Raw genomic sequence first — 16419 nt, 5'->3', positions numbered from 1 at the left:
GGGAGGATACTATGCCGCGATTTATCGAAGGAAAGCTTGATGCCTCCGGACTCCGGTTCGGCATTATCGTGAGCCGTTTCAACAGCTTTATCGGCGAACGGTTGCTGGAAGGAGCCCTGGATGCGCTGGTGCGTCACGGTGCGGATGCCGCGGAGGTTGATGTGGTGCGGGTCCCCGGAGCGTTCGAGATTCCCCTGACGGCGAAAAAGCTGGCCCAGGCCGGTGGTTACGATGCCGTCATCTGTCTTGGCGCGGTCATCCGCGGGGCTACCCCTCATTTTGACTACGTTGCCGCCGAGGTTGCCAAGGGGGTTGCCCATGTTTCCCTCGAAACCGGGGTGCCGGTAGCGTTTGGCGTCCTGACCACCGATTCCATCGAACAGGCGATTGAGCGGGCCGGGACCAAAGCCGGAAACAAAGGGTTCGACGCGGCGATGACCGCGATTGAAACGGCCCGCCTTTACCGGGAGCTGCACTAGTGGGAGCCCGTCGCCAAGGGAGGGAGCTGGCGCTACAGATTCTCTTCTCCCAGGATTTCAGTCAGAATGACCGGGGCGCTCTTCTCGAAATCGTCCTCGAGGATGCAGAGCCTGGAGCTGCAGCCGGCCAGGCGTTTGCCGACGGGATTGTTCGCGGCGTTCAGGAACACCGCCGTGAAATTGATGCGCTGATTGCCGAAAAATCCAAGAACTGGGCGCTCGGCCGGATGTCCAAGGTGGATCTGAATATCCTCCGGTTGGCCGTGTACGAGCTGCTGTTCCGGAATGACATTCCGAAAAACGTCACCATCAACGAGGCGATCGAAGTGGCCAAGAAATACGGCACCGAAGAGTCGCCGGCATTCGTCAACGGCATTCTCGACGAGGTCGCCTCGGGCCTGCCCGAAAAATAGCGCGAAGAACCGATTGCAAGGAGCAGCGAGAGATTATGAAGACAATCAATGTGGGTCTGCTTGGCTTCGGTACCATCGGCACCGGCGTTGCCAAGCTGCTGCTGACCAATAGTGCATTAATCGCCGACAAGGTCGGTACGCCGGTAGTGTTGAAGAAAATTGCCGATCTGGACGTTACTACCGACCGGGGAATTGAGCTTTCGCCCGGGTTATTGACCACGAATGCCATGGAACTGCTCGACGATCCGGAGATTGCAGTAGTCGTTGAACTGATCGGCGGCTATGAACCGGCTAAAAGTTTCGTGCTGCGGGCGATCGAAAACGGCAAGCATGTTGTGACCGCCAATAAGGCGCTGCTGGCGCTGCACGGCGAGGAGATTTATGCCGCTGCCGCCCGCAAGGGGGTGGAGGTCCTGTTCGAAGCGGCCGTCGGCGGGGGGATTCCCGTTATCTCGGCGATAAAAGGGAACATGGCTGCCAATAACTTCGGTTCCGTCTTTGGTATCCTTAATGGGACATGTAATTACATACTTACCTGTATGACTCAGGAAGGGGCTGATTTCGCTACTGTTCTGCACCGGGCGCAACAGCTTGGCTATGCTGAAGCCGATCCGACCTTCGATGTCGAGGGGATCGATACCGCCCATAAACTTGCGTTGCTTGTTTCGCTTTGTTTCGGTACGCGGGTCAACTTTGCCGACATCTATACCGAGGGAATCAGTTCGATCTCCGCCGTCGACATCAAGTTTGCCCGGGATTTCGGCTATAAGATCAAGTTGCTGGCGATCGGCAAACGCGATGGCGACCTGGTTGAGGCACGGGTTCATCCGACGATGATTCCGGTGAGCTATCCCCTGGCGGATGTCGACGGCGTCTTCAATGCTATCCGCCTGACCGGGGATTTTGTCGGTCCGGTGATGCTCTCCGGCCGGGGTGCCGGTATGGAGCCCACTGCCAGTGCCGTTCTCGGCGACATTATCGATATCTCCCGGAACCTCATGGCCGGCATCAACCGGCGGTGTGCACCGCTCAGCTTTCTCGACGGCTCGGTTGCCACCCTCAAGATCAAGCCGATGGGTGAGATCGAGAGCAAGTATTACCTGCGCTTCAGTGCCGTCGACCGGCCGAGCGTGCTGGCGAAAATCTCGGGTGTCCTCGGCGCCCATAACATCAGCATCGAGTCGATGGTCCAGACGGCCCGCATGATCGGCGGCTCGGTACCGATTGTCATCATGACCCACGAGGCTCGGGAAATGGACGTGCAAAAGGCGCTGCAGGAAATCGACACCTTCGACATCATCACCGACCAGAGTCGTTATATCAGGATTGAGGATAATCTGGAGTAGTTTTCGGAACAATAAGAAGCAGGACAAAGGCGGCCGTTGGCCGCTTTTTTTTATTTGCGGTCGGGAGTGGCGGGCTACAGCACGGGGATGAGTTCGGTAAAGGAATGGATGGAGGGAAACCGGGGAGAAGGTGTTGGTACGATTGTTGAGCTGTACCGGCTCATGTAAATCAGATGTCTGATTCCGTAGAGTTCGGCGGTGCCGAGATTGGTTTCGCTGTCTTCGCCGAGGAGGGTTCTGGCCGGTTCGTAGGTGATCTTCTCCTGCAATTTTTGCCAGAAGGCTTTGTCCTCTTTGGGGAGGCCCACCTCGTGGGCCGAAACGATCCCGGTGAAATAGGGGCCGAGCCGGGTCTTGCGCATTTTGAGCGCCAATGTCTTGCTATGGGCGTTGGTCACCAGCCAGATCGCTTTCCCCTGATGGCGGAGGAAAAGCAGGAATTCGATCACTCCGGGATGGACGGCGATCAGGTGATCCACTTCCTCTTTGAGCAGAGGGATGTCAAGACCGAGACGCTCCGACCAATAGTCGAGATCGGTCCAGTTGAGGGTCCGTTCCTGGGAGCGGAACAGACCATAGAGAAGTTCCTTGGCGGTCTCGACGGTGATGGCGTTTTTAGTCGCATACCGTTTTGGTACGTGCTCCAGCCAGAAATGATCGTCGAAATGGCGGTCGAGCAAGGTTCCGTCCATGTCGAGGAGCACGGTGTCAATGGTGTCCCAGTTGATAAGCATTTCGGAAATCCATGTGAAAAAGGCCCGCTAACGGGCCTTTTTACGAATCAGCTCCTTGATCGTTTCGCGGTCTGCGTCGAGGAGTTCGCAGCGGGTCGGCAACGCTTCGATTCCTTGGAGAGCCGCCGGGCGAGGAGGCTCCTGGCCGATCGCCCGTACCACCGCCTCGGCAAACTTTGCCGGATGAGCCGTTGCCAGGCAGACGGTCGGCGTGCCGTCGGTTACCAGTTCCCGGGCCGCCTGAACGCCGACGGCGGTATGCGGATCGAGGATGTAACCGGTCTGGGCGTGGAAGGAGGAGATGGTGGCGATGGTTTCTTCCTGGTTGACGGAGCGAGACGCAAACTCGGCCTGGACCGTTGCCAGCTCGGCACGGGAAACGTCGATCCGGCCGTTGCGGGCCAATGAGGCGAAGGCGTCACGAACCCGGGCGGAGTCGCCGCCGAACAGGTAGTAGAGGTAGCGTTCGAAATTGGAGGCCACCTGGATGTCCATCGAGGGGGAAACGGTCTGCACGACTTCACCGAGCGAGTAGTCGCCCTGGTTGATGAAGCGGGTAAGGATGTTGTTTTCGTTGGTCGCGAGGAGCAGCCGGCGAATCGGCAGGCCCATTCGCTTGGCGACGTAGCCGGCGAAGATATCGCCGAAATTACCGGTCGGTACCGAAAAATAGATTTCCTCGCCGCAAGAGGCCGTCACCCGGAAGTAGGCATAGAAATAGTAGACTACCTGAGCAAGCACCCGGGCCCAGTTGATGGAGTTTACGGCACCGAGGGCGTATTCTTCTTTGAAGGCGAGGTCGTTGAATAGGATTTTGACGATATTCTGGCAGTCGTCGAACGTCCCCCGTACGGCGATGTTGTGGACGTTGGGGTCGAGGACCGTCGTCATCTGCCGTTCCTGGACCGGCGACGTTTTGCCGTGGGGGTGCATGATGAAGATATTGATTTTCTCCTTGCCCCGAACGCCATAAATCGCGGCGCTGCCGGTGTCGCCGGAGGTGGCGCCGACGATGTTCATCCGCTCGCCCCTCTCTTCAAGCAGGTACTCGAACAGGTTGCCGAGCAGCTGCAGCGCTACATCCTTGAAGGCGAGGGTTGGCCCGTGAAAGAGTTCGAGAATGTACAGCCCGTCCTGCCGTACGACCGGGGTGATCTCCCGGTGGGTGAAGGTCGAATAGGAGCGGTCGATCAGGCTCTTCAGGTCGGCGGCGGGGATATCGGTGGCGAAGAGGGAGATGATCCGCAACGCCAGCTCCTGGTAGGGGAGGTCCTGCCAGGAGGACAGGGTCGTCCGGTCGAGTTGGGGAATGCTTTCCGGCAGGAGCAGACCGCCGTCATCGGCCAGTCCCATCATCACCGCCTCTTTGAAACTGATTGGCGCAATGCCGCCTCTGGTACTGATGTAATTCATGTCGGGTCCGTCTCGTGTAGGATTTGTCCGGCTATGGTCCGGCCTAGGCATCTTAGCAGCAATGGCGATAAATGGGAAGCCTTCCGCGTGAGGTCGGTAGTACAGCTCCCCGGTTCCCCGAATTGGGCACACTATGGTACTATTGTGAAAACTACGCCCGTAGTTCGGGTATGAGGATGGGAAGTCATGGATCTGCCTAAACGCGACACAATACTGCACGTTATTGACACCCTGGCGAGCAATTATCTCAAAGGAAAAATCCGTGCCGTCAGGATGGCAATGGTTGCTCTGCTGTCGGGTGGGCACCTGTTGCTGGAAGATATCCCCGGACTCGGCAAAACGACGCTGGCGCTTGCCCTTGCCCAGGCGCTCGGCCTCTCCTTCGGTCGAGTCCAGTGCACCAGCGACCTGCTCCCTTCCGATATCACCGGCCTCTCGATCTACAACCGCGAAGAGAATCGCTTTTCCTTCCTGCGCGGACCGATATTCAACAACGTGGTGCTGGTCGATGAGATAAACCGGACGATGCCCAAGACCCAGAGTGCTCTCCTCGAAGCCATGGAAGAACGGCGAGTAACGGTAGAGGGAACCACCTATCCGCTGCCCGAACCGTTTTTGGTTATTGCCACCCAGAATCCGGTTGAGCAGGTCGGCACCTATCCATTGCCGGAGTCACAGCTGGACCGGTTCATGGTGCGCAGCGGCATCGGCTACCCCCCTGAAGCGATCGAAAAGGCGATCATCAAAGGAGGGAGTATCAGGGATGAAATCAAGACCCTCAATCCGCTGGTGGCGGTTGGGGACATCCTGACAGCGCAACAGGCGATCAAGGAGAAGATTTATCTTTCCGAGAAGCTCGTCGACTATATATATGCCATCGTTGCCGCCACACGCCAGCACAAGGCGATCGCTTCGGGCATCTCGACCCGCGGAGCGATCAGCATGGCCGAGACGGCCAAAGCCCATGCCTATCTGGAAGGGCGGAGCTACGTCATTCCAGAAGATGTCAAGGCTATTGCCGCATCGGTGGGAGGGCACCGGCTGATTCTGTCGCTGGAGAGCGAAAGCTACGATAAGGGGGAGCTATTAAACGCCATCCTGCACACCATCCCGGTGCCGCTGGTCTGAAACTGACCCGTGCCGGGATTGCCTACATCGCCATTACCCTTCTGATCGGTTTTGCGGCGGTCAATACCGGCAACAATCTGCTTTTCCTAATTGTTTCGGCGCTGCTCGGTTTCATGTCCGTCTCGGGCATCCTCGGCTGGCTCAACATCCGGGGATTAAGCGTTGTCCCACAATTCCCGGCCGAGATATACGATGGGCAGCAGACCTTTGTGACACTCCAGTTGGAAAACCGAAAGAAATTCCTGCCGTCATTCCTGATCCGGGTTGCCCTCGCCGGCGGAACGGCAGATTTTCATCTCTTGGACCGGCGCTCGGTTTCCACGGAAACAGTGGCTATTGCCCTGGCGGGGCGGGGGTGGCATGAACTGACTCAGGTAGCTGTCATCTCCCGTTTCCCGATCAATTTTTTCGTTCGCAGCACCATTTTGCCGCTTCAGGAACGCTGCCTGGTTTTCCCTCGACCCAGGCGATGCCGGTTGCTGTCTGTCGCGGAAGGGGGCAATGCCAGAGGCACAAGTCTTGGCCGCGGCCGGGGAATGGAGGGCGAGGTCGAAAACATTGCCGAGTATTCGGGGCGGGAACCGTTGAAAAAGATTCACTGGCGACTGTCGGCTCGCCACGATACCTTGAAGGTCAAGGAGCTGTCGGCTGTGGTCGACGAACCGGTCGTGCTTGATCTCAATTCCTTGACCGGTGAAAGCCTGGAAGAAGTACTCGGCTGTTATGCCTGGCTGGTAAACCGGTACATCCGTGCGCAACGTCCCGTTGGCATGATCGTCGGCCGCAAGGTACTCTCACCGGACACCTCCGCTTTGCACCGCCTTAAAATGCTTTCCGAACTGGCTCTCTATGGTAAGCGTTAACAGTGTCGTTAGCCTTCTGGCCTCTTGTGTGGCGTTACTGGGATACCTGCCGGTAATGTCCTATCTGGACGTGGCTGCCAAGGCCGCTCTTCCGGTGGCGCTTGCCGGCGGTTACTGGTGCGATCGCCGGCGGTATTATCCGGCGTCCGGCTTGCCTTCGACCGTTCTGACGGTTATCTGTTTCTTGGTATATGCCGGACAGTGGAGCAGTGACAATCCAGCGACGCCGGTGGTCAACTTCCTGGCGGTGCTGCAGGCCGTCCGTCTGGTCAATGCGAAAACTCCGCGAAATGTTTTGCAGATCTTCGCCCTGGCGCTTTTCACTCTGGCCGGTTCGTCGCTGTTCAACCTGAGTGCGATTTTCGTTGTCTATCTGCTGCTACTCCTGGCTTTGATTGCTGTTTCTCTGGTTTTGCTGACGTTTCAGTCGGTTGATGATCGTCTCGTGCTCCCGACCAATGTCATGAGAAAAATTGTGGTTTCCGCCTTGTTGATGCCGATTGCCGCGATCCCACTCGTCCTGCTGTTCTTCGTGATTCTTCCCCGCACGCAGTATCCCTTGTGGAATTTCTCCCAGGCTTCGGCGGTTAGGTCGACCGGGTTCACAGATCGGGTCGAACCCGGGCAGTCGGCGACTGTTGCCGATGTGGCGACGGTGGTTTTCCGCGCCGAATGCATCCCGCTCGGCAGCAATGACCTCTATTGGCGCGGTATCGTCCTCAACGAGCCGGTCGGTTCCAGTTGGGTCAGAGGTCCGGTCCACGCCGGCGAGCGGCCGCTGCCGGGTCGGGGAAAAGTCGTCAAACAGGTCATCTATCCCGAGCCGTCGGTCAATCGATATCTTTTTGCGCTGAATCTGCCGCAACAAATCTTCGGGGTGCCCAACGAGCGATCCGGCGATCTGGTTTTTCAGCGAAAGGGCAGGGGAGAGTCGCGGGTGAGGTACGAAGTGCAGTCGGTTCTTGCCGATCATGTTGCCGTTGCTGCCGATATTGATCGGCCATTCTATCTCCGCCTGCCGCAAGAAATCTCGCCGCAAACAAGAGCGTTAGCTAGCGATCTTGCCCGGAATGCCCGGTCGGATCGTGCAAAATTGGACCGGATTTTGGGATTCTTTGCTCGACAGCTAGTTCCACTACGCAACTACCGATCTGCCGGTGGGGGCTGACCCGATTGCCCAGTTTCTTTTCGACAAAAAACGAGGGCATTGCGAACTCTTTGCCTCCTCTTGTGCGCTTCTGTTGCGACTTGCCGGCGTACCGGCACGGCTTGTCGGGGGGTATTATGGTGGCGAGTATCACGAGATGGGGGGGTATTACGTAATCACCGAAGCGATGGCTCATGTCTGGGTTGAAGCCTACATCGATGGGCAGGGGTGGGTAACCGTTGACCCGAGCTCATATGCAGTGAATTTCCGGCAGCAGCTGCGGGCGGGAGCCGGGCGGGCGATCGGCTTGTTTGCCAGGGTTTCTGACAGTCTGACCTATTATTGGAACCGGGCGGTCATAACCTATGACCTGCAAAAACAGCTCGAACTCGTCAGAAGGGCTGATCGTCGATTTAGCAACCTCCATCTGCCAACTACCGCCAACCGGCTGCTCGTTCCCGTCGGCGCACTCTTTATCGCCGCGGTAGCCTGGTTTTTGTTTCGGAGTGGGCGGTGGTCACGGAAGGAGCGGCTGGTTAAACGGTTTTACGCCCGCGTCGAGCAGGAATATGGCTTGAGTGTGGCAGAGGGGGGGCTTGGTCTTCAGGAACTGGCTGATATGACCGGCGATCCCGTCGTTGCCGAATTTGCCGTGCGCTACGGGGCGATTCTCTATCAAGACCGGCAGCTTGCGGGACGCGAGTATCGGCAACTGGCCGCCTTGCTACGGCGGATTGGCCACTGGAAAAATGATCGGCGATAACGTGCGGTGCCATCGTGGCCGCGCTGCCGGTAGCTCCATAGAACTTGACAAGGTTGGCTGATTGAATTAGTTTACAAACAGTAATTTATGGGCGGAATACAAAGAGAATATTTTGAGTACCAAGAAAGAAAAACTACTCGACAGTGCGCAGAAATTCCTTCTCAAGGGGCAGCTCGACCGCGCGATTAGAGACTACGAGCAGGTGGTTGCGCTCGACCCGAAAGATATTCGGGTCAGGCAGAAACTCGCTGAACTTTTCGTCCGTGGCAATCGTAAAGATGAAGCTTTTCGGGAATTCGAGGTTATCGGTAAATTCTATGCTGATAACGCCTTCTATCTAAAAGCTATTGCCGTCTACAAGCAACTTCAGAAAATCGATCCCACCAATCTGAGTATCTCTCTTACGCTCGCTTCCCTTAATGAAAAGCAGGGGCTGGTCGGTAATGCCCTCGCCGAATACAAGGCGGTCTTTGACTGTTACGAAAAGAACGGCCAGCTTGTCGATGGTGTCAAGATCCTTGAACAGATGCTGGCGATCGACAAGGAAAATTTCAACATCAGGTTGAAGCTTGCCGAGACTCGTTTCAAGGCGGGTTTTACCGATCAGGCCCATGACGATTTCGTGGCGATGGCCCGCGAACTGAAGGAGGCGGGGAATGATCCGGCTTTCGGACGGATTTGCGAGCGTCTCGACCAGCTGTTTCCCGGACGTGAGGAATTCCTTTTTTCCATAGCGGATGTGGAAATGCAGCAGGGGAAGCCACGGGGGGCTATTGCGATCCTCGAACGGCTTGCCGCAAAAGGGCAGTGGAACCCCAAGGCTCTGTACCTGCTGGGCGAGGCTTGCCGTGCGGCTGGCGATATTGATAAAGCCCGGGTCGTCTACAAACGGATTCTTGCCACCCACCCTGGTGAGCAGGATGCCTTGCGACCTTTTGTCGCCTGCCTGCGGCATGAAAAAGATGTTGATGAGGCATTGGTGCTGCTGCGTCCCTTTGCCGCCGATCTCGCGGTTACCGATCCCGATATGCTCGAAGAAATATACCGTGCCCTAGATACCTTGGTCCCGGGCCATTCCGCGGTAGCCGAGGGGTTGAAGGCTGTCGGCAGTGCCTTGTTCTCGAGCGATGTCGGGATGGTTGCGGAAGAAGATGATGACGAGGCAGCTCTTCCTGGTGGTACTGCGGCCGATGATGGTGACAATGCGCCGGCCGTTGAAAACGCCATGGTGCCGACTGGGGAGGAAGACGCAACCGAAGATATTGCCTGGGGAGATGAAATCGAGATTACCTTCGACGATGAAGAGGATGGCGATCCAGTTGCTGATAGTGACGTTACTCCTCAAATACCGAACATGGCTGCTGTGGCTGGTGAGGAAGCATCAATACCGGCCGATCTCGAAGATGTTGAGGTTGACGTTACGCAAGTCATCGTTGACGATTGGCTTGACGGTGACATTGTTGCGGAGACCACTGGCGTGGCAGGTGTAGATGGCGAGGGGCTGACCGTTGACTTTTCGGCGGACGAGCTTGATTCCATTCTTCCCGTTCCTCAGCAGGTTCCGGCGTCGAGTAGTCGCGACAAGTACGGTCTGGACGGATTGTTCTCCGCTTTCAAAAAGGGGGTGGGCGAACAGCTTGATCAGGGCGACACGGAAACTCACTACAATCTCGGTATTGCCTACAAGGAAATGGGGTTGTACGACGATGCCATTGCCGAATTCAAAGCTGCTTCACTCGACCCGCATCGGACCGCCGACTGTATTACCTTGCAAGGGATATGTTGCCGTGAAAAGGGTGATTATGTTGCTGCCGAGGAATATTTCCAGACAGGCATGGCCCTCCGGGAACAAATTTCCGAGGAAGAGTGGCTTTGCCTGAAGTATGAATTGGCACTGCTCCGCGAGGTGACGGGCGACGATGAGGCGGCCCTGGCGGGATATCGGGAAATTTTCGCGATCAACCGCGACTTCCGGGATACGGTGCAGAAGATCGCCCGCCTTCAGGCCGATGATGAGTCCCTGGATCTTGCCGATATCGAACTGGTTGATCTTGATCTTCCGGAAGAGGGGCAGGCCTAACCGGCGATTTGCCGAACTGTTGTTCTTGAGCCGATGACGTTGCTCCGGGCCGGTTGCTGTGAGAGCAAGCCGAGGGGGGCCACAAGGCGGAGCGGCGCCTGGAAGAACTCGCCCCGGTAGCCGTCCGGCACCGGCGGGAGCGGTGAGGCGCGGCGTACCGCATCGATGATCTTCCGGTCGTAATCGATGTTTCCTGATCCCTGCAGCAGGTTGATGCCAAGAATCTCCCCACTCCTATTCAACGTGACCGTCAGAAATATCTCTCCTTTTGCCGACCCGCTTGACGGAGTACCATTTTCCCACCATCGCTCGTTAATCTGCTGCAACATGCGCATATAATAATCGCGGATGTCGTTTCGTAAGGTCGTGCCATCCCCGATGGTCTGGAAATAGCCCCTCGACAGCCCTAAAGAGAATGGGTCGGCTGCCGGCCTGCTCGTTGGTTGTATAGCCTCGTCGGTTGGTTGAACAGGTTGTTCTGGCGGGCTGGTTTTTCCTGCCGCGTCGGAAGCGGCCATGGCCATTGGCTCCGGGCGGCTTGGAGCCACAATCGGCTTCGCTTGTGTGGGCGAGGGACTACCGGGAGGTGGCGAAGCGACCTGATTGCTCATGTCGATGAAAAGTGCTTGGGTGGTGGTTGTGCGGGAAACATGCTGCGACAGGACGAACAGCGAGGCGAAGATGGCCGTGTGAATTGCCAGGGAAGCAATCACTCCGCCGGCAAATTCCTTATGTGTCTGTCGTTGCGGAAATAAGAAATCGTTCATGGACGGTAGCTCCCTGCTGCTGCGCCATGGTGTGGAGGACGGTAAAAAGAGTGTAGCAGAATGGTAACCAGACGGGCAAGAAAAAGGAGACGTTAATGTCTCCTTTTTTCTTGCCCAAGGTTAATTAAAAAGGAAATCAGGAGTTTTGTGCGTCAACTACCGCGATTGCCGCCATATTGACAATGTCTGCAACATCGTCACCGCGTTGCAGGACATGAACCGGCTTCTGCATCCCCATCAGGATTGGTCCGATTGCTTCGGCTTCGCCGAGATGATGGAGCAGTTTGTAGCAGATGTTGCCGGCATTCAGATCCGGGAAAATGAGGACGTTGGCTGCTTCTTTGAGGCCGGCGAAGGGGAAGCTCTTCTGGAGAATTTCCGGTACCACGGCGGTATCGGATTGCATTTCACCATCAATCATCAATTCCGGGGCCTTCGCTTTGACAATTTCGACCGCCCGTTGCACTTTGAGTGTCTGCGGGTGCTGGACCGAGCCGAAGTTGGAAAAGGAGAGCATGGCGATGCTCGGCTCGATATCGAGCATTTTGGCTTTTTCGGCGGCAAGGATGGCGGTTTCAGCCAGTTCCTCGGCGGTCGGCTCGATGCAGACGGTGGTGTCCGCCATCAGGACAATCCCTTTTTTCAGGACCATCATGTAGAGGCCATGGACGCTGGATAGTCCCGGCTGTTTGCCGATGACTTCCAGTGCCGGCCGGATCGTCTCGGGATAATGGGTGTCGATGCCGGAGAGCAGGGTATCTGCGTCTCCCTGGTGGACCATCATGCAACCGAAATGGGTGCGCGATTTACGGGTCATGATCCTTCTGGCCTCGGAAAGGGTGAGCCCTTTCCGCTGGCGCAGGCGGAACAGTTCCTCAGCATACTCTTCTGCCTTCTCGAAGTTTGAAGGATCGATGATCTGGACGTTGCCGTTCAATTCGATTCCAAGGGCTTGCATGGACGCCCTGATTTTTTCCTGATTGCCGACGAGAATTGGTTGGGCAATCCCCTCATCAACCAGGATTTGGGCGGCACGCAGGATTTTCTCGTTATCGCCTTCCGGAAATACGATCCGTTTCGGGTCGCATTTCGCCTTGTTGATAATCATTCGCAATGTTTCCTTGGCTTTCCCTTGCAATGACTCCAGGTGTTCTACGTATTTGTCCATATCGCCGATCGGTTGCCGGGCAACTCCCGAATCCATCGCCGCTTGGGCGACGGCCGGCGCTACCCGCAGCAAGGCGCGGGGGTCGAACGGCTTGGGAATGATATATTCGCGGCCAAAGGAAAATTTGACATTGCCGTAGGCCCGGCAAACGGAGTCGGGGCATTCTTCCCGCGCCAGTTCTGCAAGGGCGACTACGGCCGCTTTTTTCATTTCTTCGTTAATGGTCGTCGCACGTACATCCAAAGCTCCCCGAAAAATGAACGGGAAGCCGAGCACGTTGTTTACCTGGTTGGGGTAATCGGAGCGTCCTGTGGCAATGAGCACATCGCCACGAACCGCCCTGGCCTCTTCGGGAGTGATCTCCGGATCGGGGTTGGCCATGGCGAAGATGATCGGGTTGACGGCCATGGTTCGAACCATTTCCGGGGTGAAGGCCCCCTTGGACGAAAGTCCGAACAGAACATCGGCACCGGCGGCGGCTTCTTCAAGGGTCCGGCAGGGGGTATCGACGGCAAACCGCTCCTTGTACTTGTTCATCCCTTCCGCCCGGCCTTTGTAAATTACCCCCTTGGTGTCGCACATGATCAGGTTTTCCCGCTTCAGGCCGAGCGATATGATCAGATTGGCACAGGCGATTGCCGACGCCCCGGCGCCGTTTACTACCAATCGAATCTCCTCGATCTTCTTGTTGACCAGCGTCAGCGCGTTTATCAGGCCGGCCGAGGCGATGATGGCTGTCCCGTGTTGGTCGTCGTGGAATACGGGGATGTTCATGGTTTTCTTGAGCTCTTCCTCGATGTGGAAACATTCGGGGGCCTTGATGTCTTCGAGGTTGATCCCCCCGAAAGTAGGCTCGAGTAATTGACAGACTTTGATGACTTCTTCCGGATTTTCCGAATTGACTTCGATATCGAAAACATCAATATCGGCAAAACGTTTGAAGAGGACTCCTTTGCCCTCCATGACCGGTTTGCCGGCCAATGCACCGATGTTCCCCAGGCCGAGAACGGCGGTACCGTTCGAAACGACCGCGACCAGGTTCCCCTTGGCAGTGTACTTGTATGCGTCTTCCGGGTTTTTTTCGATTTCCAGGCATGGTTCAGCAACGCCAGGGGAATAGGCGAGGGAAAGATCTCGTGAAGTGAGGCATGGTTTTGAGGAAATGACCTCGATTTTTCCTTTGCGACCGCTCGAATGGTAATCCAATGCATCCTGTTTTCTGCTCATAACCTCGGGATCTCCTTTCCCTCTTGACTGGATTTTATTGATGGTAAAAAAGTCGTCGGTGTGATGTTTGGTGATGTTACGGAGTTTTATTTATCTTAACCATCTTCATTCTGCAACCTTATGCTTTGTATTCGCTGCTTGTCAAGGGTAATTTATAGTAAGACTAAAAAATGATTTTATTGCCGGGGGCAGTGCACGGCGTTGCTAGAATGCTTGTATTTCATTTCGTTATCGTTAATAATTCCTCAAGCTAAGCATTAGCATGGAGGCAACATGGAACGGGTGTGGGCTCCCTGGCGGATGGAGTATCTTCTAAACGAAAAGTCGGAGGGGTGCATATTCTGTCTTGCCGGAAACCGGGGGGAGGAAAGGGATCGTCTTGTTCTCAAGCGAACACCGCAGTCCCTGATCATGCTGAACCGCTATCCTTATACGAACGGTCATCTCCTTGCAGCTCCCCTCCGACATACCGCAGACCTTGATTCTCTCTCCGATGAGGAAATGCTCGATCTGATGCGGGCCGTGCGATTGTGCCGCTTGGTTCTTGAAAAGGTGGCTTCCCCGCAAGGTTTCAACATCGGCTTGAATCTTGGGCGGGCAGCCGGCGCCGGTGTTGCCGATCATCTCCACTTCCATATTGTACCCCGCTGGAATGGGGATACAAATTTCATGACCGTGGTCGGTGATATCCGGGTGGTGCCTGAAGGCTTGTTGAGCGCCTATGATCGGCTCAAAGTGTGGTTCGACAACGAGTGTGAGTAGAATGGTGACGGCTCGACCCGGTTATATCGGCATTGACATCGGCGGAACCAACCTCCGGTTGGCACTGGTTGACGACCAGGGGCACATCATCTGTGAACAACGTCGAAAGACAGAGATCTATGCTGGCAAAGAGGTGTTCTTCCACCATCTTGACGAGAGTTTCCGGGTAATCCGAGGCGAAGGCGGTACAGCCGGCGTATGGCCCAAAGCCGTCGGCGTCGGAGTGCCGGGCCTGATTGCCAACGACGGACTCGTGCATGTATCGGTCAATTTACCGGCCCTCGACGGCGTAAATCTGCGTGATGCGCTGGTTGACCTGACCGGCTTGCCAGTAGTGGTGGCAAACGATGTTAATGCCTGTGCTTACGGGGAGATGCAGTTTGGCGTCGGCCGTTCGTTTGCTTCTTTCCTGATGGTGACCCTTGGTACGGGAGTCGGCGGCGGCCTTATTCTTAATAACCGGCTCTGGACGGGGGTCGACGGTGTCGCTGGAGAGTTCGGGCATATGACGGTTGAGCCGGGCGGAAGATCATGCGCGTGCGGTAACCGCGGCTGCCTTGAACAGTATGCATCAGCCACGGCAATTGTGGCGGTGGCAAGAGAGTTGATCGCTAACCGTCAGCAGTCGCTGGTTGGAGTTTCGTCGGGCGAGATCACTCCCGAAATCCTGGCGGAGATTGCTCGGGGAGGAAATGACGCAGCGCGGCGGATATTTACCGAAGCTGCCCGTTATCTTGGTATTGCCGCGGCTTCGGTGGCCAATCTGCTCAATCTGGAAGCAATCATCCTCGGTGGAGGGGTTGCGGGCAGTTTCGACTTGCTGCAACATCCCCTCGAAGAAGAAATTATCTCCCGTGCATTTCCGATCCCGGGCAAACGTCTGAAGGTACTCCGCTCGCAGCTTGGCAATGATGGCGGAATGCTGGGTGCGGCGGCACTGGCTATGGCTCTTGACGCTTCCCGGCTACCGAGTTTGCCTTCACGATAACTTCGCCACTCTGGAGGGGCAATGAAACGAAAAATTGGGATTCTTACCGGCGGCGGCGATTGCCCGGGGTTGAACGCCGTTATCCGCGGGGTGGTAAAAAGTTCGATAATACGGCGCGGTTGGGATGTTGTCGGGATTCAGGATGGTTTTGACGGGCTGCTTTATGAAAAGAACATCCGTTCGTTACGGTTGAACGACGTCCGGGGGATTTTGCCGCGGGGGGGGACAATTCTCGGAACTTCCAATCGGGGGAACCCGTTTTCCTATCCGGTGGAAGTCGATGGGACGATCGAGATGACTGACGTGTCCGATCAGGTTGTCGCCACTATCCGCAAGCTTGGAATCGACGCCTTAGTGGCAGTGGGGGGGGACGGTTCCCTGAAGATCGCCCTTGAGCTGATGAAGAAAGGAATTCCTATCGTCGGTGTACCGAAGACGATCGACAACGATTTGATGGAGACCGATGTAACCTTTGGCTACAATACCGCCTTGGAAACAGCCACTGATGCCCTCGATAAGCTACACTCGACGGCGGAAAGCCACCATCGGGTGATGATCATGGAAGTCATGGGGCGTTATGCCGGGTGGATTGCCCTTGAATCGGGCATCAGCGGCGGGGCCGACGTAATTCTTATCCCTGAGATCCCCTTTGATATCCGCAAAGTGTGCAAGGCTGTTGATGATCGGCGTCGTCGGGGGAGCAAGTTCAGCATCATCGTCGCCGCCGAAGGGGCGTTCCCGCGCGGCGGCGCGCGGATTGTCAGCCGGAAAGCCGATGAACTGAACGCTGTCGAGCGGCTTGGCGGAATCGGCAATTTTGTCGCTCGGGAACTCACATCCTGTCTTGATATGGATATTCGCGTGATGGTTCTCGGCCATTTGCAGCGCGGCGGTTCGCCGTCCACCTTCGATCGCTGTCTCGGCAGCCGTTTCGGAGTCAAGGCTGTTGAGTTGATTGAGAAGGAGCTGTTTGGCAACATGGTATGCCTTCGGGGCCGCGATATCAGATCCGTTGCCATTGAACGGGCCGTGAGAAAGTTGAAGCTTGTTAACCCGCACGGCCAGATGGTTGCAGCGGCTGAAGAATTGGGCATCTTTGTCGGCAGGTAGTTGCGATTGACATTGTCGGAGTGCCAAGATA

Annotated in this window: 15 protein-coding genes; 11 read left to right on the top strand and 4 right to left on the bottom strand. The window is 56.3% G+C overall.

Features of this window, described 5'->3' with window-relative positions; translation table 11 throughout:
- Window positions 1-11 precede the first annotated feature (11 nt).
- The 3 genes from ribH to QMN23_RS11255 are packed head-to-tail and all read left to right on the top strand — an operon-like array spanning window position 12 to window position 2238.
- On the top strand, window positions 12-479 hold the full coding sequence (gene ribH, locus QMN23_RS11265) for a 6,7-dimethyl-8-ribityllumazine synthase (protein WP_281999401.1): 468 nt from the start codon (window positions 12-14) through the stop codon (window positions 477-479).
- Window positions 479-892 (top strand): transcription antitermination factor NusB, encoded by a 414-nt coding sequence (gene nusB, locus QMN23_RS11260; protein WP_281999400.1) that lies wholly within the window; start codon window positions 479-481, stop codon window positions 890-892. Before ribH ends, nusB begins: the two co-directional genes overlap by 1 nt.
- Window positions 893-927: 35 nt before the next feature.
- A complete protein-coding gene (locus QMN23_RS11255; protein ID WP_281999399.1) occupies window positions 928-2238 on the top strand; it encodes a homoserine dehydrogenase in 1311 nt (436 codons plus the stop codon).
- Window positions 2239-2312: 74 nt separating this feature from the next.
- Here the strand turns inward: QMN23_RS11255 and yrfG are convergent, their stop codons facing one another.
- Window positions 2313-2972 carry a GMP/IMP nucleotidase gene (gene yrfG / locus QMN23_RS11250; protein ID WP_281999398.1) on the bottom strand — a complete coding sequence of 220 codons (660 nt, stop codon included), beginning with the start codon at window positions 2970-2972 and terminating at the stop codon, window positions 2313-2315.
- Window positions 2973-2999: 27 nt separating this feature from the next.
- The gene (gene thrC, locus QMN23_RS11245; RefSeq protein ID WP_281999397.1) at window positions 3000-4385 is read right to left on the bottom strand and encodes a threonine synthase; all 1386 of its coding nucleotides are present in this window, start codon (window positions 4383-4385) and stop codon (window positions 3000-3002) included.
- A gap of 186 nt (window positions 4386-4571) precedes the next feature.
- On the opposite strand from thrC, the gene QMN23_RS11240 reads away from it, so the two are divergent.
- From QMN23_RS11240 to QMN23_RS11220, 5 genes are all read left to right on the top strand, one after another.
- Window positions 4572-5513 carry an AAA family ATPase gene (locus QMN23_RS11240; RefSeq protein ID WP_281999396.1) on the top strand — a complete coding sequence of 314 codons (942 nt, stop codon included), beginning with the start codon at window positions 4572-4574 and terminating at the stop codon, window positions 5511-5513.
- A gap of 113 nt (window positions 5514-5626) precedes the next feature.
- The gene (locus tag QMN23_RS11235; protein ID WP_281999395.1) at window positions 5627-6376 is read left to right on the top strand and encodes a DUF58 domain-containing protein; all 750 of its coding nucleotides are present in this window, start codon (window positions 5627-5629) and stop codon (window positions 6374-6376) included.
- 55 nt (window positions 6377-6431) lie between these two features.
- On the top strand, window positions 6432-7544 hold the full coding sequence (locus tag QMN23_RS11230) for a DUF3488 domain-containing protein (protein WP_281999394.1): 1113 nt from the start codon (window positions 6432-6434) through the stop codon (window positions 7542-7544).
- Complete coding sequence (locus tag QMN23_RS11225; protein ID WP_281999393.1) at window positions 7534-8286, top strand: transglutaminase-like domain-containing protein; 753 nt, start codon at window positions 7534-7536, stop codon at window positions 8284-8286. The genes QMN23_RS11230 and QMN23_RS11225 overlap by 11 nt, the downstream gene beginning before the upstream one ends.
- Window positions 8287-8398: 112 nt before the next feature.
- The gene (locus tag QMN23_RS11220) at window positions 8399-10366 is read left to right on the top strand and encodes a tetratricopeptide repeat protein (RefSeq protein WP_281999392.1); all 1968 of its coding nucleotides are present in this window, start codon (window positions 8399-8401) and stop codon (window positions 10364-10366) included.
- Here the strand turns inward: QMN23_RS11220 and QMN23_RS11215 are convergent.
- Window positions 10363-11133, bottom strand: coding sequence for an energy transducer TonB (locus QMN23_RS11215; protein WP_281999391.1), 771 nt, complete (start codon window positions 11131-11133; stop codon window positions 10363-10365). The two genes, QMN23_RS11220 and QMN23_RS11215, sit on opposite strands and share 4 nt — an antisense overlap.
- Window positions 11134-11269: 136 nt before the next feature.
- Window positions 11270-13528, bottom strand: a complete 2259-nt coding sequence (locus QMN23_RS11210; RefSeq protein WP_281999390.1) for an NADP-dependent malic enzyme — start codon at window positions 13526-13528, stop codon at window positions 11270-11272.
- A gap of 273 nt (window positions 13529-13801) precedes the next feature.
- Here QMN23_RS11210 and QMN23_RS11205 point away from each other — a divergent pair, with 273 nt between their 5' ends.
- From QMN23_RS11205 to QMN23_RS11195, 3 genes are read left to right on the top strand one after another with little or no spacing between them, the layout of a single operon-like run.
- Window positions 13802-14290, top strand: a complete 489-nt coding sequence (locus tag QMN23_RS11205; RefSeq protein ID WP_281999389.1) for an HIT family protein — start codon at window positions 13802-13804, stop codon at window positions 14288-14290.
- Between the two features lies 1 nt (window position 14291).
- The gene (locus QMN23_RS11200; RefSeq protein ID WP_281999388.1) at window positions 14292-15278 is read left to right on the top strand and encodes an ROK family protein; all 987 of its coding nucleotides are present in this window, start codon (window positions 14292-14294) and stop codon (window positions 15276-15278) included.
- A gap of 21 nt (window positions 15279-15299) precedes the next feature.
- On the top strand, window positions 15300-16388 hold the full coding sequence (locus QMN23_RS11195; protein WP_281999387.1) for a 6-phosphofructokinase: 1089 nt from the start codon (window positions 15300-15302) through the stop codon (window positions 16386-16388).
- The last annotated feature ends 31 nt before the right edge of the window (window positions 16389-16419 follow it).

Source organism: Geotalea uraniireducens, from assembly GCF_027943965.1.
Classification (GTDB): Bacteria; Desulfobacterota; Desulfuromonadia; order Geobacterales; family Geobacteraceae; genus Geobacter; species Geobacter uraniireducens.
The sequence above is the reverse complement of the archived record's forward strand: the minus strand, read 5'-3'. Positions and strand labels throughout refer to the sequence as shown.

Excerpts from the sequence above, each read along its gene's own strand:
- QMN23_RS11200 (WP_281999388.1), top strand. The coding sequence starts at position 14,292 with ATGGTGACGGCTCGACCCGGTTATATCGGCATTGACATCGGCGGAACC.
- QMN23_RS11215 (WP_281999391.1), bottom strand. The coding sequence starts at position 11,133 with ATGAACGATTTCTTATTTCCGCAACGACAGACACATAAGGAATTTGCC.
- QMN23_RS11230 (WP_281999394.1), top strand. The coding sequence starts at position 6,432 with ATGTCCTATCTGGACGTGGCTGCCAAGGCCGCTCTTCCGGTGGCGCTT.
- QMN23_RS11255 (WP_281999399.1), top strand. The coding sequence starts at position 928 with ATGAAGACAATCAATGTGGGTCTGCTTGGCTTCGGTACCATCGGCACC.
- thrC (WP_281999397.1), bottom strand. The coding sequence starts at position 4,385 with ATGAATTACATCAGTACCAGAGGCGGCATTGCGCCAATCAGTTTCAAA.
- yrfG (WP_281999398.1), bottom strand. The coding sequence starts at position 2,972 with ATGCTTATCAACTGGGACACCATTGACACCGTGCTCCTCGACATGGAC.
- QMN23_RS11210 (WP_281999390.1), bottom strand. The coding sequence starts at position 13,528 with ATGAGCAGAAAACAGGATGCATTGGATTACCATTCGAGCGGTCGCAAA.
- QMN23_RS11240 (WP_281999396.1), top strand. The coding sequence starts at position 4,572 with ATGGATCTGCCTAAACGCGACACAATACTGCACGTTATTGACACCCTG.
- ribH (WP_281999401.1), top strand. The coding sequence starts at position 12 with ATGCCGCGATTTATCGAAGGAAAGCTTGATGCCTCCGGACTCCGGTTC.
- QMN23_RS11205 (WP_281999389.1), top strand. The coding sequence starts at position 13,802 with ATGGAACGGGTGTGGGCTCCCTGGCGGATGGAGTATCTTCTAAACGAA.
- QMN23_RS11235 (WP_281999395.1), top strand. The coding sequence starts at position 5,627 with ATGTCCGTCTCGGGCATCCTCGGCTGGCTCAACATCCGGGGATTAAGC.
- QMN23_RS11195 (WP_281999387.1), top strand. The coding sequence starts at position 15,300 with ATGAAACGAAAAATTGGGATTCTTACCGGCGGCGGCGATTGCCCGGGG.